Below are 21130 nucleotides of genomic sequence, written 5' to 3' on the forward strand. Positions count from 1 at the left end.
AAAATATCGTTAAATTTTGTGTATTTTAAGCGTGAAGCCTATATTTGCGCAAATTTTAAAATTTTAAAAAAACAAGTACAATGAAAAAATTATTAGCTCTTTTAGCAATCGCAGGTTTTGTAGCTTGCAACAGCGGTGAAAACAAAGAAGCAAAAGCAGATTCTACAGCAACAACTGCTCCTGCTATGGACACAACCATGAAACATGACAGCATGCCAGCTATGGATACTGCTAAAAAAGCAATGGACACTACTAAAAAAATGTAGTTCTTATCTTTTGCAGATATTGAAGAAACCCCCCGGATTCATTTCAGGAGGGTTTCTTGTTATTGAAAAGCAGTGCGAACTGCCTCCATTGTTTTGGCTCCTGGGAAAAATGATACCAGCCTTTCTATTACTGCTTCTACAATATTATCCGGACAACTTGCTCCGCTGGTAATTAAGATTTTAAGAGGTGTTTTGCCAGGTAAATAACCTGAAATGGTTTGGGTTGCTTTGGTTTGCCAGTTGCAATGCACTAAGTTTTGTGCATCTAATAATTTATTGGCACTATCAATAAAATAAGTAGGTAATTGCTGTTCGCACAATTCAACCAGGTGTGAAGTATTACTGCTTTTATAACCTCCTATAACAATAGCCAAATCGGCAGGAGTCCGCAACATACCTGTTACTGCAGTTTGGTTATCGTTGGTAGCATAACACAATGTATCTCTGGTATCAGCAAATCTTTGTTGCATGGTAGCATCGGTTAATTGATATTTTACAATCATTACATTTTTTAAATAATCGGCTATGGCCTGGGTATCGGTAGCTAATTGTGTGGTTTGATTTACTACGCCAATTTTCTGCAAATCCTTTTCCACATCAAAACCTTCAGAGAAATGCCCTTTGAATACTTCATAAAATTCTGCAGCGGGTCTGCTGCCGGTTATAAATTCTCCCAATATAATGGCTTCCCGCATATCACTAATAATTAATGTGGCTGTATTGGCAGCTGCATGCGAAAAAGTAGCCCTTGTTTCTTCATGCTTTGGTTTGCCGTGAATAATAATGGTATAACCTTTTTGTGCAATCTGTTCACTTCGGTTCCATACTTTTTCTACAAAAGGGCAGGTAGTATTGTATTGTGCTGTTTCAATTCCTTTTTCGTGTAATATTTTTTCAATGGCCAGCGTGGTACCAAAGGCCGGAATTAAAACAATATCATCCTGTTTTAATTCATCAAAAGGAATCAGTTGGTTGCCCAAATTATCTTGCAGAAATAAAACACCTTCTGCCTTTAAATCGGTATTTACCTGTGGGTTATGAATCATTTCACTCAATAAAAATATGCGCTTGCCTTTATGTATTTCAATGGTTTTAAAGGCAATTTCAATGGCATTTTCAACGCCATAGCAAAACCCGAAATGGCGTGCCAGGAATATTTGTATCGGTCCAAAATCTAATAGGGTGGGTGTAAAATCCTTTTTCAGTTTATCTGCATTTTTCCTGTAATTTTTAATATGGCTGATTAAATTACTTCTATAAAATACCGGAACATTAAATTGCTTCATGCTTTATTCATTATGGGTTAATGCAGGTAATGTTTTTTCAAAAGTTTCAAAATATTCTTTAGTTGCTAATTGCTACTCCTGCTACAAACTTGATTAAAATGGTATAACCATTTAACTGCTGTAAAGTAGTAATATCATCCATGCAAAGGTACAATGTTCGGCTGCAATTTATAAGCACCTGTGCATTTCGTTTTCGGGAACGTTTCCGTAAAATTTTTTCTGTTCATCTTCAATGCATAATAGATTTGACTAAATAGGAATAACCGATTGCTCAAAAATGATATACAAACTTATTTATGAAAAAAACAATTTCTTTTCATTCCTTCTCAATACAATACAGGTTGTTGTTGATGGTAGTAATCTGCAGTTTATCAGTAGTAACCCAAGTAGCTGCACAGGATAAAACCATGGATGATTATCATAAACTGGCACCCTTTGCCATGCCGGAAGTACAATTACCGGTTTTTTCTGAAAACAGCTACCGTATTACAGATTTTGGTGCCATTGGCAATGGTCAGGCTTTGAATACCAGTGCCATTCAGCAAGCCATTGAAGCCTGCAGCAATGCCGGTGGTGGAACCGTGGTATTTCCACCGGGTTTATGGCTTACCGGACCTATTACGTTAAAAAGCAATATTCAATTGCATATTTCAACCGGTGCAGTTGTTTTATTTACACCTGATAGAAACAGTTATCCTATTATACCAGCATCAAAAAATACCATCAAAAATTTTATCGTACAGCCACCTGTTTATGGTTATAAACTAAAAAATGTGGCCATTACCGGTGGGGGTGTATTAGATGGTTCAGGAGAAGCCTGGAGGCCGGTAAAAAAATCGAAAGTTTCTGAGATTCAATGGAAATATTTTTTATCGGCAGGTGGTGTATTGAGTAAAGATGGGCAAATTTGGTGGCCATCTGAAGCGGCAATGAATGGCGATAAATATTTAAAATCGATCCGGAAAAAAGAAGCGCTAACGGCGGATGATTTTTTGCCGGCACGTGATTTTCTCAGACCCAAAATGGTGGTATTAGTGGATTGTGATAAAGTATTGATAGATGGGCCTACTTTTAAAAACGCACCCAATTTTGTAATGAATCCGCAACATTGCACCAATCTGGTGATTAGAAATGTACAGGTGAATAATGAATACTGGGCACAAAATGGGGATGGTATTGATATTAGTTCCTGTAAAAATGTTATGATTTACAAATGCACTGTTACGGCAGGTGATGATGGTATTTGTATGAAATCGAGCGGCGAAAAAACACCCGGTGTGGCGGAGTTAGCCAATGTAATTATTGCAGATTGTATTGTATATCATGCACATGGTGGTTTTGTAATTGGCAGCAATACCGATGGTGGTATGCAAAACATTTTTGTAAACAATTGCAGCTTTATTGGCACTGATATGGGTGTAAGAGTAAAAAGTAATGCCGGCCGGGGCGGAACAGTAAAAGATATATATGTGCAGAATATTTATATGACTAATATAGTAAATGAGGCCATAGGGTTTGATACATATTATGAAGATATGCCTGCAGGAAAAGAAAAATCAACCTTACATGAACAACCCATGGATAAAGTGCCCAACTTTTCAAACTTTTATTTTCAGAACATTTATTGTAATGGTGCTGCCACAGCAATCAGTATTAAGGGAATGCCTGATGCATTGATTCGGCAATTACATTTTAAAGATATGGTCATAGCAGCCAAATCAGGCTTTGCCTGCGAAAATGCAACAGACCTGTTTTTGGAAAATGTACACATTATTACCGGTAAACAACCTGTTTTTGAAACCAATGGTTGTAAAAATATTCAAATAACAGAATAGGTTCAAGTAAGCGGTATTAACTGCACAATTTGTTCCAGATACAACCTGTCTGTTTCATCGAATTGTGAAACAGTTTTTGCATCTGCATCCAACACACCCATAACAGCACCTTTATGCAAGATTGGAACTACAATTTCTGATTGTGATAAACTACTGCAGGCAATATGTCCCGGAAAAGCATTTACATCCGAAACAACAATGGTGGCTGCCTGTTGCCAGCTGGTGCCACAAACGCCACGGCCTTTGCGTATGCGTGTACAGGCAATGGGCCCCTGAAAAGGCCCTAAAACCAGTTCATCATTTTTTACCAGATAAAACCCCACCCATAACCAGTTAAATTGTTCTTTTAACATGGCAGCTATATTGGCTAAATTGGCAATTAAATCAGTTTCTCCCTCAATAATGGCTGCTATTTGTGGTAGCAAAGTATTGTATTGTTCTGTTTTACTTCCTGTTGCTTTTATAAAATTTTCTGCCATATTATGGTATTGAATCTTTTTGAACGAATGGTTTATTTAATGGAATGCATTTGTAAATAATTCCATCTGAAAATGTATGCATCGGTATGCATTGTTTTACTTTATTCATTTCATTATGTTCTATCAAATCAGGGTTGTCGCCACTATTCAGCCAAATAACATACAAAGCATTAGTTTGTAAAAACACATTGAGTTCATTTTCGTGGGTTAGTTCGGGTAAGGTTTTTACTTTTTTTCCGGTAAAATAATAAATGGCAGCATAGTCATTACTGTATAAAGGAATGGTAGCAGTATCTGTAAATGGAGAAGTTTTTAAAAAATGCAATATATCAGATGATTGCCAGTAATCTTCCGCATAACCTCCAATACCCGCTTCATGATTGTTTTTTAAAGTAGTATAGCCATTCTTTAAATTGCCTATGAAAGCAAATAAGGCCAGTAATCCGGCCAGAATCATGGTTGTTCTGGATGATTTTTTGGGGGCATTGATCATTTGAGGAATTCCGGCACCAATGATTAAAAAAAATGGAATGGCAACTGGGGCCAACAAGCGATTATTGATATCATCATAATTAGAAAATGTAGAAGAAAGAATAATAAACAACACATATATCAGAAGAAAAGCTTCAGCAATGACAGTAAAACCTATTTCCTTTTTTTGATGAAAGATGGCTGTATACAAATAAATTCCTGTGATGATGATTAATAAAATACCCAGCAACAACGCAAAAAGCATGGATGGATGATTAGAGCCCAGCCATCCTGCCAGTACATTGCCATATAGCTGCATGTTTTCAATAAAGCCTGTATCTGCCGGTAATCGTTTACCGGTTAAATATCCCGACTGTAGTATGTTCGATAACAAATTAATACACAAAAAACTACTGCTGATGCATCCAAACAAAATGGTATGCATCCATCTTTTTGTCCAGTTGGAATGTGTTGCAAACAGCAACAAAAAGCAACCTGTTGCAATTAAGGTAATACCTGCATAACGCGTAATGGCGGCAAAACCGGCAATAACAGCAGCAAATAATAAATTTTTAAAATCAGCGTGATGCATATAACGCTGTTGTACTACAATAAACAACATTACCAGAAAAATAAACAGTGTTTCAGACCAAAGCATGGTATACACCTCCAAAAGTGCAGGGTTGGTTATCAGCAACAGCAGTATAACATTTTTGTATATACGATTTTTCATCCTTGCATTTTCTAAAATATACCCTGCTATATAAATATTACCGGCAAATAAAATAGCGGTGAGGTAGGGAGCAACCACAACAATATCCTGCTGTGTTAGCAACATTATCAAATGTAAAAAATAAGGAAAGGCAACCGGAAACATGGTAAGCGGTTTGCCATCAAACTGCAGAAAGCCATTGCCCAACGTAAGATTTCTGGCTACGCTGGTATACATAATTGAGTCGGGCGAAATACCAATGCCACCATGTTGCGTTAGTAACAATACAAAGTAAAATGCCAGTGCTGCAGCAATACAAGTGTCAATATGTTGTTTCAAAAATTGAACAATAAGTTTCAATGCTTTGTTTTTTGGGGTTATAACGCTGTAAAATAATGGTATATGATTATTTCGCAAAAATAAACAGATACTTGCAATCATTCATCTATGTTCATTTCACTGAGAACATGCGCTCATTTCATTAAAGCGGAATATATTGTTGAAAGATGTTGGCGTATTGTGCTGAACCTTGCGGTTTAACCTGTATCAGGCAGTATATTTGCAGCATGCATTATGTTTCTGTAGAAGGACTTACAAAGAGTTATGGGATCAATCCCTTGTTTAAAAATATTTCATTTCACATTAATGAAGGAGATAAAATAGCATTGATTGCCAGAAATGGAGTAGGCAAGTCAACCTTACTGCGTATTTTAAATGGGGATGAAACAGCTGATTCCGGCACCATTTTTATACACAAAGATGTTACCGTAGCATTGTTTGAGCAGGAACCCAAATTTGAAGAACATTTAACGGTATTGGAAAATATATTCTCATCTGATCATCCCGTTATGAATGTAATCAGGGCTTATGAAGCTGCGGCTGATAAAGAAGATGGAGAGACAATGGCCGAATTGTTCGAAAAAATGGATACTTATCAGGCATGGGATTTTGAAGTGAAGGTAAAACAGATTTTAACCAAATTAAACATTCATCATTTAGAACAACCGGTTAGTGCATTGAGTGGCGGGCAAAGAAAAAGAGTAGCCCTGGCAAAAACTTTAATTAACATAGGTTTTAATCATCAACATACTTTGTTAATGATGGATGAACCTACCAACCATTTGGATGTTGAAATGATTGAGTGGCTCGAAAATTATTTAAGTCAGCAGAATGTTACCTTATTATTGGTTACCCACGACCGCTATTTTTTAGATACCGTTACCGAAGAAATTTGGGAATTGGAACGTGAAAATATGTATGTGTATAAAGGTAATTATGAAAACTATCTGGAACGAAAAGCGGCACGTATTGAAAGTGAATTAGCCAGTATTGACAAAGCAAAAAATCAATACCGGAAAGAATTGGAATGGATGCGTAAGCAACCAAAAGCACGCACCACCAAAAGCAAAAGCAGGCAGGATAATTTTTATGAAGTAGAAGCCAAAGCCAAACAAAGAATAGAAGATGCCCAATTGCAATTAAACGTAAAAATGAGCAGGCTGGGAGGTAAGATTGTTGAAATGAAAAAAGTATACAAAAGCTATGGAAATCTTAATGTATTAAAAGGGTTTGATTATACATTTTCAAAAGGGGAGCGTATTGGTATTGTAGGAAAAAATGGGGTAGGAAAAAGTACATTTTTAAATGTGTTGCAACAAATTGAACCAACCGATAGTGGTAAAATCAATATAGGCGATACGGTGTTATTTGGAAATTTTTCACAAGCCGGATTAGTGATTAAAGAAAATATGCGGGTAATTGAATATGTAAAAACTTTTGCAGAAAGCTTCCCCTTGGCCAATGGTGGCTCTATTAGCGCTGCGCAGTTTTTAGAATTGTTTCTTTTTACTCCTGATAAACAATATACTTATTTGCAATCGTTGAGTGGTGGTGAAAAAAAACGCCTGCAGTTATTAATTGTGCTTTTTCAAAATCCTAATTTTTTAATTTTAGATGAACCTACCAATGATTTAGATTTACCAACATTGGCCGTTCTGGAGCAGTTTTTAAGCGAATACCAAGGTTGTGTGTTAATTGTAAGTCACGATCGCTATTTTATGGATCGGTTGGTAGATCATTTATTTATTTTTGAAGGAGATGGCGTTATACGCGATTTTCCTGGAAATTACACCCAATACCGTATCTGGCTAAAAGATCAGGAAAAGAAAACACTGAATATGGTGAGCCCATTGTCTGAAACAAAGGAAGAAAAAGGCGGAAAAAATAAAACAGAAAGCACAACTGAAGAAAAAAAGAAATTTAGCTTCAAAGAGAAACGTGAGTTTGAATTGTTAGAACAAGAAATTGTTGCACTGGAAGAACAGAAAAATGAACTCACCACCAAAATGAGTAGCGGTAATTTAGATTTTGACGCTTTACAACAATTGAGTCAGCAAATGATTGAAATAACCAACATGCTTTCATTGAAAGAAAACCGCTGGCTTGAATTAAGTGAAAAAATGTAGCAGTAAAAATTAATTGATATGAATTAACTCCACTTCAAAAATAAGGATGCTGTTGGGATCAATGGCAGCACTTACCTGGCCTGTCGCCATAGCCTAAATGTGGCGGTATAAACAATCTCCATATACTTCCTGTGGGCATTAATTGCAAAGCTTCGGTCCATCTTTTTATAACCCTGTTTAATGGAAAACTGGCTGGCGTACCTCGTTGCACACTGCTGTCAAAAACAGTTCCATCAATCAGCTTTCCATGGTAATGGCAGGTTACTGTATCCGTAGCTAATGGCTTTTCTCTATTCCCGGCAATTAGAATTTCATACTGAAGCCCATCCGGAAGTGTAACTACATTATTTCTTTTGGCATTTTCTACAAGAAATTGAAGTACCGGCTGCTAAATTTTCAGTTGCTTTTTTCGATTTCCATTGAAATAATTTATCAGAAAGGCTCACTTTTTTTTTGTTACAAACTTAACCGTAAACAATGTAAACCATTTACTTGTGTAGAAATAAACTTAATTTTATTGTCTGAAAAGTATTGTGGTAATGGCTTGCAATTGCTGCTGAGTTCTAAAAAATCATATTATATTGAAACGTATACATCCTTTAGTTATTTGGGCGGGCATCATCATTATCATCCTTACCATTGGCGTTTTAGGATTTATGCTGGTTGAGCACTGGTCGTTTTTAGATGCGTTGTATATGACCATCATTACCATTACTTCCGTTGGCTATCAGGAAATTAAACCACTATCTGATAATGTAAAAATATTTAATATTATTTTTATCATTGGTTCTTTTTCAACTTTTACCTATGCGTTGGCCAGTTTAACCCGCTATATTATTAGTGGTGAAATGCAATTGTATTTTAAAAGCAAAAAAATTATGAGCAGTTTAGATAACCTTCGCAATCATGTAATTGTATGTGGTTTTGGCCGAAATGGTCAGAAGGCAGCCATTACGTTAATGGACCAACAAATTCCATTTGTAGTAATTGAACCGGAAGAACGCAATACCAGGGAGTTTATCATTGAGTATTCTAATTTCATTTTTATTATTGGTGATGTTACGGAAGATGCTTTGTTAAAAAAAGCAGGAATTGAACAGGCAGTTAGTTTAATCACTACTTTACTCGATGATGCGGATAATGTTTTTATTGTTTTATCAGCCTATTCTTTAAATAGTCATTTACAAATAATCAGTAGGGCATCTTTTAATTCTGCAGTAGCTTAACTATTAACTAAAAAAAGCTGGTGCCAAAAATGTAATTATGCCCAATAAAATTGGTGGTTAACACATGGCTACCATTGTATCAAAACCCGATGTAGTTGCATTTATTGATTATTTAACGGGCCATGAAGATGAAAGTATGAATATAGAATCGGTAGGGTATGAGCAATTACCTGCAGCCATTCGTAATAGCACTTTACAACAAATTATGGATTGGCAAAAAACAGGTGTGAATTGTATTGGTATCAAACAAAAAAATGGAAGGTTTTTGATCAATCCGCCGGAAAATACTGTTATTTCAGACGGTATGAAATTAATTATTTTAGGCTCTAAGCAACAAATTCATAAAATGAAATTGAATCTTGGTTAAATAGGCTGAGCCGATTTTGAGGGATGAAATTGAATTATTCATTTTAAATATTCATTTATGAAACAAAAAAAATTAGGCAGCCAGGGAATTCTGGCATCTGAATTGGGTTTGGGATGTATGGGTATGAGTGAATTTTATGGCCGGGCAGATGACAACGAAAACATAAAAGTGTTGCATCATGCATTGGAAATTGGTGTCAATTTTTGGGATACCGCCGATATGTACGGTCCGTACACCAATGAAATTTTGGTTGGAAAAGCACTAAAAGGTCATCGTTCTGTGGTAACACTGGCAACAAAATTTGGTATTGTACGTAGTGGTGCCGATCACCAAACACGAGCATTAAACGGTACACCTGCGTACGTAAAACAAGCCTGTGAAGCCAGCTTAAAGAGATTAAATACCGATGTAATTGATTTGTATTATTTACACCGTCGCGATCCGAAAACGCCTATTGAAGATACGGTTGGTGCCATGGCCGAATTGGTAAAAGAAGGTAAAATTAGGGGTATTGGTTTAAGTGAAGTATCTGTTGAAACTTTACATAAAGCCCATGCCGTTCATCCTATTACTGCCGTTCAGAGTGAATATTCATTATGGTCAAGAGAACCTGAGGAAGGTATGTTAGCTGCATGCAGCTCAATGGGTATTGCATTTGTACCATACAGCCCCTTAGGCAGAGGATTTTTAACAGGGCAGTTTAAAAAGTTTGAAGATTTTGCGTCGGATGATTATCGTAGATTTTCACCGCGTTTTCAGGGAGAAAATTTTACCAGAAACTTGCAATTGGTTGAAAAAATTGCAGAATTGGCAAAACAGAAAAATTGTACACCTGCTCAATTGGCACTAGCTTGGGTGATGGCACAAGGCGATTATATTTTTCCCATTCCCGGTACCAAAAAAATAAAGTATTTGGATGAAAACATTGGTGCTTTAGCGGTGCAGCTTACTAAAGATGACTTGGCGGCAATTGATGCTGTGTTTCCTAAAAATGCAGCAGCTGGTACAAGGTATCCGGAGAGTATGATGGGTACTTTGAACGGGTAAAATTTCGTATTGCTTTTGTTCAATTCATTGCTTTCTGCAATCATTGTATTGCAATATTTTTATAAAATAAAAAAGCCTGTTTGCTTTTGGCAACAGGCTTTTGTTTGGTTGAGCTTTACTTATTTTTTTAAGGAAGCAATATCAATTACAAAACGATAGCGTACATCGCTCTTTAACACTCTTTCATATGCTTCATTTACATAATCAATATTAATTACTTCAACATCTGATACAATATTGTGTTCACCACAAAAGTCTAGCATTTCCTGCGTTTCTTTAATACCACCAATTAATGAACCAATGATACTTCTTCTTTTGGCAATTAAGTTAAAAGCAGGTACTTGAGATGGAGTAGGGGGAACGCCCACTACAATCATAGTTCCATTTGTTCTTAAAAGTGGCAGGTAAGTATTGTAGTCATGCGGAGCAGAAACGGTATTTAAAATAAAATCGAAGGTGTTTTCTAATTGCTGCATGGTTGCTTTGTCGGATGTTAATGCAAAATGGTGTGCACCCAAACGTTCAGCATCTGCTTTTTTTGAGGGTGATGAACTGAGCATGGTTACTTCAGCTCCGAAAGCAACAGCAAATTTTACAGCCATGTGTCCAAGTCCACCTAAGCCTAAAACGGCTACTTTGTCGCCTTTTTTAACGCCAACATAGCGTAAAGGTGAATAGGTGGTAATACCGGCGCATAATAGTGGTGCTACACCTACTAATGGTAAATTGGCAGGTATTTTTAAAGTGTATTGTTCATCTACAACAATTTGAGTAGAATAGCCGCCATAAGTAGGTTTACCTTCTTTGTCCAGTGAATTGTAAGTGCCAATCATACCTGTATCGCAATATTGTTCTAATCCATCTAAGCAATTTTGGCAGGTACGGCAGGAGTCTACAAAACATCCTACACCGGCTAAATCACCAACTTTAAAGTTTTTAACATGATTGCCTACATGCGTAATTCTACCTACAATTTCGTGTCCGGGTACCATGGGGTAAATTGAGTTACCCCATTCATTTCGTACCTGATGAATATCGGAGTGGCAAACACCACAATACAATATTTCAATTTGTACATCATGTGGGCCGGGTGTTCTTCTTTCTAACTGAAAAGGTGTTAAAGGGGTTGTTGCTGCCTGTGCGGCATAAGCTTTTGTTGCTGTCATATTCATGAATTGATTTGTTACAGAAAAGAAACAAAAGTAACGCATAATGGTTTAAAAAAGGTGCAGAACTGTTAAAGTGGAAAACAAGTCTAATTGTTTTTTAATGAAAATTATAAGTACTTATCCGTGATACTTGCTAACTTTATTCACTTCAAACAAAGCATATCATGCTAAATTATGCATTTACCAACTTAAAAAATAATACATATGCGTAAGTTTTTATTTGTTTCGGCGGCAGCAATGATTGTTTTTACTGCCTGTAATTCCGGCTCAGAATCGGCCGCTTCTAAAGATTCAATGGCTGCAAAAGCAACAGATACTGCTGCTAAAATGGAAGAAGCCATACCTCCTGTGCCTGCTATCCCTGCAGGAGCAAAAGTGTTTTTTAAAAATTTAAAAGATGGACAATCGGTAACTTCACCACTTAAAATTGAAATGGGTGCTGAAGGTATTAGTGTAGATTCATCAGGCCATGTGGTTGCCAATTCAGGGCACCATCATTTGTTAATTGATAGTGGAGATTCTATTCCAATAGGTGTAGTGGTTCCAAAAGATAGTCTGCATTTGCATTTTGGGAATGCACAAAAAGAAACCACCATTCAGTTAGCACCTGGTAAACACCGTTTGGCTTTACAGTTTGCAGATGGTATTCATCGTTCTTATGGAAGTAAATTATCTGCTGCCATTACGGTGAATGTTAAAAAATAAATGATATTTTTTTGGGTACTAAAAAAGCCTCACTGCAATGTGGGGCTTTTTTGTAAGTAGGTATTTGGATAAGGTTAACCAATTAATTCAATGCCATTTTCGGTTAAGGTAATTTTCTTTTTTTTGTATAATGTGCCTACTACCATTTTAAAAGTTTTTTTACTCATTCCAAATACCTTATAAATTTCTTCAGGTGCTGATTTATCGTGGTACGGTAAGAAGCCTTTGTTTTGTTGAAGCAAATGCAGAATGTGTTCACTTTCATCGGCAACTTTTTGAAATCCGGGTTTGCCTAATGCCACATCAATTTTATTATCGGGTAATATGTTTTTGATATAGCCTTCATATATTTTACCAATCACCAAATCTTTAAACACTTCATTATCATGCAGCAAGCCAACGTGTTGCTGATTGATGATCATGCTATATCCAAGATCTGTTTTGCGATAAGCCATTAGTTGCACCATTTCTTTTTCTGAAACAGTTAATATCTCATTACTTAAAAAATGGTCTATTTTTTCAGATGCTGCAATTCTATTACTCTGCTGGTCAATATAAATTTTAACCAAATAAGTATCACCAGTTCGCATTCCCATTATTTGTTGCGATTTTGCAACAAATAAATCTTTCATTAAACCCCAATCTAAAAAAGCTCCGGCGCCTGTTGCACTTACACATTTTAATAAAACAATATCGCCAACAATTCCTTTTGGATCCTGGGTGGTGGCAATGAGTCTGTTGTCTGAATCGTGGTAAACAAATACTTTTAAACTGTCTCCAATTTTTAGTTCCGGTGGTGCAAAGCGCTTCGGTAATAAAATACCTTCTCCACCATCATCCATATAAAAACCAAAGTCCACTTTTCTGCTAACGGTAAGGGTATTGTATTTTCCAAGTTCTATCATCATTGCTGTAGAATTAATCGGTGAAAATAACAAAGCTTTTTTAATATAACATATAAAACTGAAAGCAGTTATTATTTATTTAAATTTTTTTTCATAAAACTCCCATTATAATCAATGAACCAATCCTGCACTGGTTTCAATAACCGTTCTGTAGAAATTGTAATATCTTCTGTAATCGGCAATGGGCAACCGTTCATTCAATCCGTGAAAACCTTTACTATCCATCAATGCAGAAAAATTAACCACACCATTACTTATTTTTCGATAACTTCTGCTATCTGTAGCACCTATCATAATAAATGGAACAGGTATTACATCATCTACCACATCTGTAATAGCCTGTTGTACAGCTAAAAATGCAGGGCCATGTGTATCAGTAGCAGCAGAAGGTTCTGTATTAAAATCGCCTGTAACAGTAATGTGTACCCTTTCATCCTGAATGGTATTTTTCATAAATTGAATTACATCATGGGTTGTTTCTCCCGAAAGAATTCTGGAATTTACAATAGCAGTTGCAATGGTCGGTATTACATTTTCTCTTACACCACTTTCCAGAATAGTGGGTACAATCGTTGTTCTGATCATGGCATTGCTTTCAGGGCTGGCAGATAGTACTCTTTTATCTGCCCATGCAAATAACCATTGATTGGTGAGTAGTACTTTATTGAAAAAATTGGTAGAAGAAGCGCCTGCCCTGTCTAAAAACGTAGCAACCGGTTCGGTAATGGTTGCAGGCATTTGTGTGCTGCGCAATTTGTATAAAGCCCTTGATAATACATCGATTGCTGTTTCTCTGGCGGGTTTGGAAGAATGCCCGCCAGGAATACTTACTTTTAATTGAAAAGTAGCATATCCTTTTTCTGCCACACCAATAAACGCAATGGGACGAGGTATATCTTTTATTTTTTCAGTACTGATTTCGCCACCCTCATCAATAACCAGATCTGCACGTATACCTCTTTTTTGCAAAGTATCTACAATAGCTATTGCACCGGTTCCGGTAGATTCTTCATTGTGTCCAAAGCAGAGTAAAACTGTTCGTTTAGGTTGATAGCCTTCTTTTAATAACTGTTCTACGGTTTCTAAAATAGAAACGACACCCGATTTATCATCTACCGATCCGCGACCCCAAATAGCACTGTCTGCCACTACGCCACTAAATGGTGGATGCTGCCACATGGTAACCGAGGCTTGTTCAACCGGTACCACATCATAATGGCCCATTAATATAATGGGTGCTAGTGTTTTGTCGGTTCCATCCCATTGGTACACATAACTATAGCCATTTACTACGGTTCTTTTCAGTTGCTGATGAATGAGCGGGTAAGCATTGGTTAGAAATTGATTGAATTGGGTGAAATGCAAGGTGTCGATATGCAGGGTATCTTCCGGCGATATAGTAGGTATTTGAACTGCCCGGCTCATGTGTACAATAGCCGAGTCGGGTAATGGCAATAATGCTTTTGCTTTTTGTGCAGGCCAGGGTTTTTGAAAAACAGTGTGGAGAATAAGGGTAATCAGCAAGACTAAAAAAGATGCCATTAAGATTTTAATCCAATTATATTTCATAAGTGTAGTAGTGTTGGTTTTTTGAAGTAAAATAATGCATTGCACCTACCATTTACTGTTGATGTAAAAAGCATTTAATCATTATTTTGTTGAACAGAAAATAAAATTAACCAAGTTGTGTGATTGAAGAGCATAAATGTAGCTTAACTTTGTGCTTATTTGTTAACTTAATTATAATTGTAACCTTGTTAGAGATTAAAAAAGCTTCCCGGAAAGAAGTAATGTTGCATTTGTCAAAAGAAATGGATGACATTATTGAGACTTATTTAAAACCAATTGACGAAAATTGGCAGCCCGGCGATTTTTTGCCCCAAAGTAATCATCCCGATTTTATTGATGAAATCAAAGAAATACAGAAGGAGTGTAAAGAATTACCGTACGATTATTTAGCGGTATTGGTAGGTGATATTATTACAGAAGAAGCATTGCCCACCTATGAAGGGTGGTTAATGCAGGTAGATGGTATTGCAAATCAGGAACCGCACGGCTGGAGCCGGTGGGTCAGAATGTGGTCGGCAGAAGAAAACCGGCACGGCGATTTGCTGAATATGTTTATTTATTTATCTGGCAGGGTAGATATGCGTCAAATGCAAATCAGTACGCAATATCTTATTGCAGATGGAATGGATATTGGCGTTGCTAATGATCCTTATTTGAATTTTGTATATACCTCATTTCAGGAAACGGCTACACAAATTTCGCACAGAAGAACTGCAACAATGGCCAAGAAATATGGTAATAACCGCTTGTCTAAAATTTGTGGTGTTATAGCAGGCGATGAAGCCCGGCATGCAAAAGCATATAAAAGTTTTATTGAAAAAATATTTGAAATAGATACCAGTGAAATGATGTTAGCATTTGAAGATATGATGCGTAAAAAAATTGTAATGCCTGCACATTTTTTACGACAACAGGGCGAAAAAATTGGTGCAACATTTTCTCATTTCAGTGATGCCGCACAACGGTTAGGTGTTTACACTTCTAAAGATTATACTGATATTGTTGAAACCCTTGTAAAAGAATGGGGTATTGAATACATGACGGGTTTAACCGATAAGGCTGAAAAAGCCCGTGATTATTTAATGAATTTACCTGCCCGATTTAGAAAAGTGGCAGAGCGCACTGCTATAAAAGCGCCATTAGAATATGAATTTAACTGGATTTACCGATAATATTTATATAGAAATTTTAAAAAGCAGATCTTGTTGGGTCTGCTTTTTTATTTGGCAGGAATCTTGCTTAGATAGCTTGAAGAATTGAATTAGAAAGAAACGTTAAACTATTGTATTTTATCTTATTTTTTTGCCGGATAGTTTAATAGTTCTGCCTTTTTTAAAGTCTATGTAATATTGTCGCAGCATTATGTAACTAATTTTACTTTTTTAAAATTTGAGTGTATGAAAAAATTACGCCTATTTTTTAGCCCTTTACTTTTTGTTGCTTTTTTGATATTACATTCGGCAGTAATGGCGCAGGATAATACAGAATGGCCAAAAGTGATTACTGCCAATGATGGATCAATCATTAAAGTTTATCAGCCAGAACCTGAGTCTTTATCCGGTGATATTTTGAAATTTCGTGCAGTAGTATCTGTACAAAATTCAGATAGTCAAGATCCTTTGTTTGGAACTTTTTGGTCTGTAGCAACCATTTCAACCGATAGAGATACTCGATTGGTGCATTTTGTATATACACGGGTGCCCAATTTAAAATTAAGCAGCGATAGTGACGTAAATCGTATTGCCTACTTAAAAACAACTTTAGAAACACAATTGCCACAGGCAGGAATTACATTGCCTATGGATCAGTTATTAACCCAGTTAGATAATAATATAGAAAAGCATAAGTTGGCGCAAAATTTTGATAATAATCCGCCTCATATTATTTATGCTAACCGACCTTCTATATTGGTGTTAGTAGATGGTGAGCCTAAAATGAAAAAAAATCCGAATTGGGGATTAGATGCCGTTGTTAATACCCCTTATACCATTGTAAGAAATACCGATGGACAGTTTTATTTATATGGTGCCAAACATTGGTATCGTGCCCCAAGTGCAACGGGGCCATTCTCTCCGGCAAATAATCCTCCGGCAAACTTATCTAAAATTGCCAGTGATGTAGATGCAGCCAATGATGCACAAGCAGGCTATAGTAGTAAAGCAGAAAAAAGTGATGATAATGTATATACCGGCTATTCCGATATCATTGTAAGTACCCAACCTGCCGAATTAATTCAAACCAATGGCCAGGCGAATATGGTGCCGATTGATAATACTGCTTTATTGTACGCAGCCAATAGCAGCAATGATATTTTTCTGGATACTAATACACAGCAATATTATATTTTAATTTCTGGAAGATGGTATACTTCCAATAATTTAAACGGAAACTGGCAAAACATTGAAGCAAATAATATTCCTAATGATTTTACTAAAATTCCTGAAGGTTCACCGAAAGATAATGTTTTAGCCAGTGTGCCCGGAACCTATGCTGCCAAAGAGGCGATTATAGATGCACAGATACCCCAAACAGCGAAAGTAGACAGAAATAAAGCTGCAGCTGAAGTAACTTATGATGGTGATCCACAATTTAAACCTATTGAAGGTACCCATATGCAGTACGCTGTTAATACTGCCTCTTCTGTTGTGAGATATGGTAACCAGTATTATACTGTGGAAAGTGGCGTTTGGTTTGTAGCACCTTCACCCAACGGCCCCTGGTCTGTTGCAACTGAACGTCCTGCTGAAATTGATATTATTCCGCCCAGTTATCCGGTATACAATTTAAAATATGTGTATATCTATGATGTTACTCCCGATTGGGTGTATATGGGCTATACCCCGGGTTATTTAAACACATTTGTGTATGGGCCTACAGTTGTGTATGGTACCGGTTATTATTACAGGCCCTGGTGGGGTAACTATTATTACCCCAAGCCATATACATGGGGTTTTAATATGATGTATAATCCCTGGTACGGATGGGGTATGGGCTTTAATTATAGTTTTGGCTGGTTTAATATTGGCTTTGGTACCAGTATCTGGAATGAATGGGCCGGCGGCTGGTGGGGCCCAAGAATTTATCATCCACCTTATTGCTGGTCGCCACGCAATTATGGTTTTTATGGAAGAAATGTAGGTGGAGGTGGTTTTGCCAGAAGACCTATAATTGTTAACAACAATCGTTTTGTAACCAACAATATTTACAATTACCGGCATGATGTAATTACCAACAACAGAATGATATATAATAACAGCAATGTGAATGTCAGAAACGATCGTTACAATTACGATAGAGCTAATATTCGAAATAACAATTATGGTAATGATAGAAATATAAGAGGGGTACATGTTCAACCCAATATGCCCAATAATGTAGCAGGAGAAAATAATATTTTATCTGACAGACAGGGAAATGTGTATAGAAATCAGCAAGGCAAATGGGAACAAAGAATCCCCCAACGACAATGGGCACCCGTTAATAACAATTATCAGGAAATTATTAGAAATTTAGATCGGCAGCAGGCAATGCAGCAAAGAGGACAAACGAGGTTTCAAAATTTCCAAATCAACCGGCCGGCACCAGTACAACGTTCAGCACCGGCACCATCCAGAGGTGGCGGCGGATGGAACAATAACAGAGGTGAGAGAGGCGGACATTAATCCTGTTCATCGCAAAAAAACTGTTGAGGTAATTTATAATTTAATGCCTCAACAATTTTTTTAGGAATGTACCTCTAAGATTATTTCTCCATGTAACTCTCAATGGGCTCGCAGGTACAAATTAAATTTCTGTCGCCATACGTGTTATTGATTCTGGCAACCGATGGCCAGAATTTATTTTGCGTAACATAAAACAAAGGAAATGCTGCCTGTTGCCTGCTATAACTATGGTTCCAGGTATCGGCAGCAACCATTAATTGTGTATGAGGTGCATTTTTTAAAGGATTATCCACTGCATCTAACTCGCCGGATTCAATGGCTTTAATTTCATCGTGAATAGCAATTAATGCATCGCAGAAACGATCTAATTCCGCCTTATCTTCACTTTCAGTGGGTTCAATCATAATGGTGCCCGGTACCGGAAAACTCATGGTGGGGGCATGAAAGCCATAATCCATTAAACGTTTGGCCACATCTTCCGCTTCTATACCTGCGGTTTGTTTATATGGTCTTAAATCAACAATAAATTCATGTGCTGCAAAACCATTGGTACCAGTATATAAAATTTTAAAATAGGGTTCTAATCGGGCCTTCATGTAATTGGCATTTAAAATGGCATATTCGGTAGCCATTTTAACGCCATGTGCACCTAACATTTTGATATAAGCATAGCTAATCAGTAAAATAGAGGCAGAGCCAACCGGTGCAGCACTAACAGCGCCTGAGCCATGATTATTGTTGTTGCTGTAAATGGTATGACCCGGTAAAAAAGGTGCCAGTTGGGCTGTTACACAAATAGGTCCAACACCCGGTCCGCCGCCACCATGCGGAATTGCAAAGGTTTTATGTAGGTTTAAATGACAAACATCGGCACCAATTTCTGCAGGAGAAGTTAAACCCACCTGTGCGTTCATGTTGGCACCATCCATATAAACCAAACCGCCATTTTCGTGAATAATGGCACAGATTTCTTTAATGCTTTCTTCAAAAACACCATGGGTAGAAGGGTAGGTAACCATTAAACCTGCCAATTCTTGTTGATGCATTTCTGCTTTTTCCTTCAAATCATTTACATCAATATGTCCTTCTGCTGTTCCTTTCACTACAACTACTTTCATTCCGGCCATTACTGCACTGGCAGGGTTGGTGCCATGTGCTGAAATGGGTATCAGCACTACATTGCGATGACTATTATTATTTGCTTCATGAAATTTTCGAATGGTTAATAAGCCAGCATACTCGCCTTGTGCACCGCTATTGGGTTGCAAACTGCAATCGGCAAAACCAGTAATAACACATAAATATTTTTTCAATTCTTTTATCACCTGATGGTAGCCTGCTGCCTGATTTGTGGGAACAAATGGGTGTAACTGGCTAAATGCCGGCCAGCTAACTGGCATCATTTCAGCAGCTGCATTTAATTTCATGGTGCAACTTCCTAAAGATATCATGCTGATATTGAGCGATAAATCTTTCTGTTCCAATTGTTTAATATACCGCATCATTTGTGTTTCACTATGATGTGTATTAAATACAGGATGTGTTAAGTAGGCAGAATGGCGCTGTGCAAATTCCGGAATTTGGTGCTGTTCATTGAATGCGGTTTCAAAAACAACAGCTGCACTGTCTTTTTCCTGAGCAGCAGCAAAAATCATAGCAATATTCACCACATCTTCACGGGTTGTTGTTTCATCTAAGGCAATGCTAACTGTATTTTCATTGCTATAAAACAGATTAATATGGTGTTGTTCAGCAATAGACTGAATCAACTTTGCATTTGCTTTTAGCTGAATGGTATCAAAAAAGTGCTGCTTTTCAATGGTATAATTCAGGGCTTCCAGTGTATTTTTCAGGGCTACTGTTAATAAATGAATGCGTTTGGCAATATTTTTTAAACCTTTAGGACCATGATATACCGCATACATGGCGGCCATGTTGGCCAAAAGTGCCTGCGCTGTACAAATATTACTGGTTGCTTTTTCTCTTTTAATATGTTGCTCTCTGGTTTGCAGGGCCATTCTAAGTGCCCGGTTTCCCTGTGCATCAACACTTACACCAATTAACCGGCCAGGCATATTGCGTTTAAATTCATCCTTGGTAGCAAAAAATGCTGCGTGTGGGCCGCCATACCCCAATGGTACTCCAAAACGTTGTGCAGAACCAACGGCCACATCTGCTCCCAATTCACCGGGAGGTGTTAATAAAGTTAAAGCTAACAAATCGGTAGCTATTACTGCATAAGCACCTACAGCATGCACATTGGCAATAAATCCGCGATAATCGTTAATAGTACCATTGGCAGCAGGATATTGTACAATAGCACCAAAAAAAGTATCGTCTAATAAAGCGGTTGCAAAATTTCCAAATACCAATTCAATTTCCAAAGGATTGGCCCTTGTCATTAAAACATCTTTGGTTTGCACAAAAATGGCATCGTCCACAAAAAATTTATTTCTGCTTACCTGTTCTGTTTTATTGGCCTGATGGTATAGCATAGTCATGGCTTCTGCTGCTGCTGTAGCTTCATCTAATAACGATGCATTGGCTATTTCTAAACCAGTTAAATCTGTAACCATGGTTTGAAAATTCAGCAAGCTTTCCAATCGTCCCTGCGATATTTCTGCCTGATAAGGCGTATACTGGGTATACCAACCCGGATTTTCGAATATATTTCTGAGTATAACAGAAGGGGTAATGGTATTATAATATCCCTGACCAATATAGGTTTTGTATAGCTTATTTTGCTGTGCAATTTGTTGTAACTGGTTTAATAAAGCCTGTTCACTCATCGCATCCGGCAATTGAAGCGGTTTTTTTAAACGGATAGAGGCAGGAATGGTCTGATTCATCAGCGTTTCAATACTGTCTACCCCAATAGTGTTTAACATTTTTTCGGTATTGGCAGGATTAGGGCCAATATGACGATACAAAAATTCAGCATCTTGTAATTGAAATAAATTCATAAT

The 21130-nt window shown here is 37.1% G+C and carries 17 protein-coding genes; 9 read left to right on the forward strand and 8 right to left on the reverse strand.

What is annotated here, in order from left to right; translation table 11 throughout:
- Positions 1-80: 80 nt before the first annotated feature.
- Positions 81-266, forward strand: a complete 186-nt coding sequence (locus tag JK139_RS08245) for a hypothetical protein (protein WP_068241051.1) — start codon at positions 81-83, stop codon at positions 264-266.
- 59 nt (positions 267-325) lie between these two features.
- Here JK139_RS08245 and JK139_RS08250 read toward each other — a convergent pair whose 3' ends face one another.
- On the reverse strand, positions 326-1552 hold the full coding sequence (locus JK139_RS08250; RefSeq protein ID WP_218331027.1) for a 4-hydroxy-3-methylbut-2-enyl diphosphate reductase: 1227 nt from the start codon (positions 1550-1552) through the stop codon (positions 326-328).
- Between the two features lie 296 nt (positions 1553-1848).
- Here JK139_RS08250 and JK139_RS08255 point away from each other — a divergent pair, with 296 nt between their 5' ends.
- Positions 1849-3387, forward strand: a complete 1539-nt coding sequence (locus JK139_RS08255) for a glycoside hydrolase family 28 protein (RefSeq protein WP_218331028.1) — start codon at positions 1849-1851, stop codon at positions 3385-3387.
- Between the two features lie 2 nt (positions 3388-3389).
- On the opposite strand, the gene JK139_RS08260 is transcribed toward JK139_RS08255, so the two are convergent.
- Complete coding sequence (locus tag JK139_RS08260; RefSeq protein WP_075051818.1) at positions 3390-3866, reverse strand: GAF domain-containing protein; 477 nt, start codon at positions 3864-3866, stop codon at positions 3390-3392.
- A gap of 1 nt (position 3867) precedes the next feature.
- Positions 3868-5409 carry a hypothetical protein gene (locus JK139_RS08265; protein WP_143439280.1) on the reverse strand — a complete coding sequence of 514 codons (1542 nt, stop codon included), beginning with the start codon at positions 5407-5409 and terminating at the stop codon, positions 3868-3870.
- 206 nt (positions 5410-5615) lie between these two features.
- Between JK139_RS08265 and JK139_RS08270 the strand changes: the two genes are divergently transcribed.
- Positions 5616-7514 (forward strand): ABC-F family ATP-binding cassette domain-containing protein, encoded by a 1899-nt coding sequence (locus tag JK139_RS08270; protein ID WP_075051819.1) that lies wholly within the window; start codon positions 5616-5618, stop codon positions 7512-7514.
- 58 nt (positions 7515-7572) lie between these two features.
- Here JK139_RS08270 and JK139_RS15500 read toward each other — a convergent pair whose 3' ends face one another.
- A complete protein-coding gene (locus JK139_RS15500; protein WP_317196298.1) occupies positions 7573-7824 on the reverse strand; it encodes an FKBP-type peptidyl-prolyl cis-trans isomerase in 252 nt (83 codons plus the stop codon).
- 271 nt (positions 7825-8095) lie between these two features.
- Here JK139_RS15500 and JK139_RS08280 point away from each other — a divergent pair, with 271 nt between their 5' ends.
- The 3 genes from JK139_RS08280 (at position 8096) to JK139_RS08290 (ending at position 10154) form a co-directional block, all read left to right on the forward strand.
- The gene (locus JK139_RS08280; protein WP_218331029.1) at positions 8096-8740 is read left to right on the forward strand and encodes a potassium channel family protein; all 645 of its coding nucleotides are present in this window, start codon (positions 8096-8098) and stop codon (positions 8738-8740) included.
- 64 nt (positions 8741-8804) lie between these two features.
- Positions 8805-9107, forward strand: a complete 303-nt coding sequence (locus tag JK139_RS08285) for a cation:proton antiporter regulatory subunit (protein WP_218331030.1) — start codon at positions 8805-8807, stop codon at positions 9105-9107.
- Between the two features lie 57 nt (positions 9108-9164).
- The gene (locus JK139_RS08290) at positions 9165-10154 is read left to right on the forward strand and encodes an aldo/keto reductase (protein ID WP_218331031.1); all 990 of its coding nucleotides are present in this window, start codon (positions 9165-9167) and stop codon (positions 10152-10154) included.
- A gap of 119 nt (positions 10155-10273) precedes the next feature.
- On the opposite strand, the gene JK139_RS08295 is transcribed toward JK139_RS08290, so the two are convergent.
- Positions 10274-11320 (reverse strand): NAD(P)-dependent alcohol dehydrogenase, encoded by a 1047-nt coding sequence (locus JK139_RS08295; RefSeq protein ID WP_218331032.1) that lies wholly within the window; start codon positions 11318-11320, stop codon positions 10274-10276.
- 207 nt (positions 11321-11527) lie between these two features.
- Between JK139_RS08295 and JK139_RS08300 the strand changes: the two genes are divergently transcribed.
- Positions 11528-12028 carry a DUF4399 domain-containing protein gene (locus JK139_RS08300; protein ID WP_218331033.1) on the forward strand — a complete coding sequence of 167 codons (501 nt, stop codon included), beginning with the start codon at positions 11528-11530 and terminating at the stop codon, positions 12026-12028.
- 74 nt (positions 12029-12102) lie between these two features.
- Here the strand turns inward: JK139_RS08300 and JK139_RS08305 are convergent, their stop codons facing one another.
- Both JK139_RS08305 and JK139_RS08310 read right to left on the reverse strand, forming a co-directional pair.
- The gene (locus tag JK139_RS08305; RefSeq protein ID WP_228733173.1) at positions 12103-12936 is read right to left on the reverse strand and encodes a CvfB family protein; all 834 of its coding nucleotides are present in this window, start codon (positions 12934-12936) and stop codon (positions 12103-12105) included.
- 108 nt (positions 12937-13044) lie between these two features.
- Positions 13045-14502, reverse strand: a complete 1458-nt coding sequence (locus JK139_RS08310; RefSeq protein WP_218331034.1) for a M20/M25/M40 family metallo-hydrolase — start codon at positions 14500-14502, stop codon at positions 13045-13047.
- A gap of 185 nt (positions 14503-14687) precedes the next feature.
- Between JK139_RS08310 and JK139_RS08315 the strand changes: the two genes are divergently transcribed.
- Together JK139_RS08315 and JK139_RS08320 are read left to right on the forward strand one after the other, a co-directional pair.
- Complete coding sequence (locus JK139_RS08315; protein ID WP_218331035.1) at positions 14688-15674, forward strand: acyl-ACP desaturase; 987 nt, start codon at positions 14688-14690, stop codon at positions 15672-15674.
- A gap of 225 nt (positions 15675-15899) precedes the next feature.
- Positions 15900-18164: a hypothetical protein gene (locus JK139_RS08320; protein WP_218331036.1), complete on the forward strand. Its 2265-nt coding sequence runs from the start codon at positions 15900-15902 to the stop codon at positions 18162-18164.
- Positions 18165-18244: 80 nt separating this feature from the next.
- On the opposite strand, the gene gcvP is transcribed toward JK139_RS08320, so the two are convergent.
- A complete protein-coding gene (gene gcvP, locus JK139_RS08325) occupies positions 18245-21127 on the reverse strand; it encodes an aminomethyl-transferring glycine dehydrogenase (protein ID WP_218331037.1) in 2883 nt (960 codons plus the stop codon).
- Positions 21128-21130: the final 3 nt, after the last annotated feature.

The organism is Hydrotalea lipotrueae (assembly GCF_019249625.1).
Taxonomy (GTDB): Bacteria; Bacteroidota; Bacteroidia; order Chitinophagales; family Chitinophagaceae; genus Hydrotalea; species Hydrotalea flava.

Coding starts and splice junctions, on each gene's coding strand:
- JK139_RS08245 (WP_068241051.1), top strand. CDS start 81: ATGAAAAAATTATTAGCTCTTTTAGCAATCGCAGGTTTTGTAGCTTGC.
- JK139_RS08250 (WP_218331027.1), bottom strand. CDS start 1,552: ATGAAGCAATTTAATGTTCCGGTATTTTATAGAAGTAATTTAATCAGC.
- JK139_RS08255 (WP_218331028.1), top strand. CDS start 1,849: ATGAAAAAAACAATTTCTTTTCATTCCTTCTCAATACAATACAGGTTG.
- JK139_RS08260 (WP_075051818.1), bottom strand. CDS start 3,866: ATGGCAGAAAATTTTATAAAAGCAACAGGAAGTAAAACAGAACAATAC.
- JK139_RS08270 (WP_075051819.1), top strand. CDS start 5,616: ATGCATTATGTTTCTGTAGAAGGACTTACAAAGAGTTATGGGATCAAT.
- JK139_RS08285 (WP_218331030.1), top strand. CDS start 8,805: ATGGCTACCATTGTATCAAAACCCGATGTAGTTGCATTTATTGATTAT.
- JK139_RS08290 (WP_218331031.1), top strand. CDS start 9,165: ATGAAACAAAAAAAATTAGGCAGCCAGGGAATTCTGGCATCTGAATTG.
- JK139_RS08295 (WP_218331032.1), bottom strand. CDS start 11,320: ATGACAGCAACAAAAGCTTATGCCGCACAGGCAGCAACAACCCCTTTA.
- JK139_RS08300 (WP_218331033.1), top strand. CDS start 11,528: ATGCGTAAGTTTTTATTTGTTTCGGCGGCAGCAATGATTGTTTTTACT.
- JK139_RS08305 (WP_228733173.1), bottom strand. CDS start 12,936: ATGATGATAGAACTTGGAAAATACAATACCCTTACCGTTAGCAGAAAA.
- JK139_RS08310 (WP_218331034.1), bottom strand. CDS start 14,502: ATGAAATATAATTGGATTAAAATCTTAATGGCATCTTTTTTAGTCTTG.
- JK139_RS08320 (WP_218331036.1), top strand. CDS start 15,900: ATGAAAAAATTACGCCTATTTTTTAGCCCTTTACTTTTTGTTGCTTTT.
- gcvP (WP_218331037.1), bottom strand. CDS start 21,127: ATGAATTTATTTCAATTACAAGATGCTGAATTTTTGTATCGTCATATT.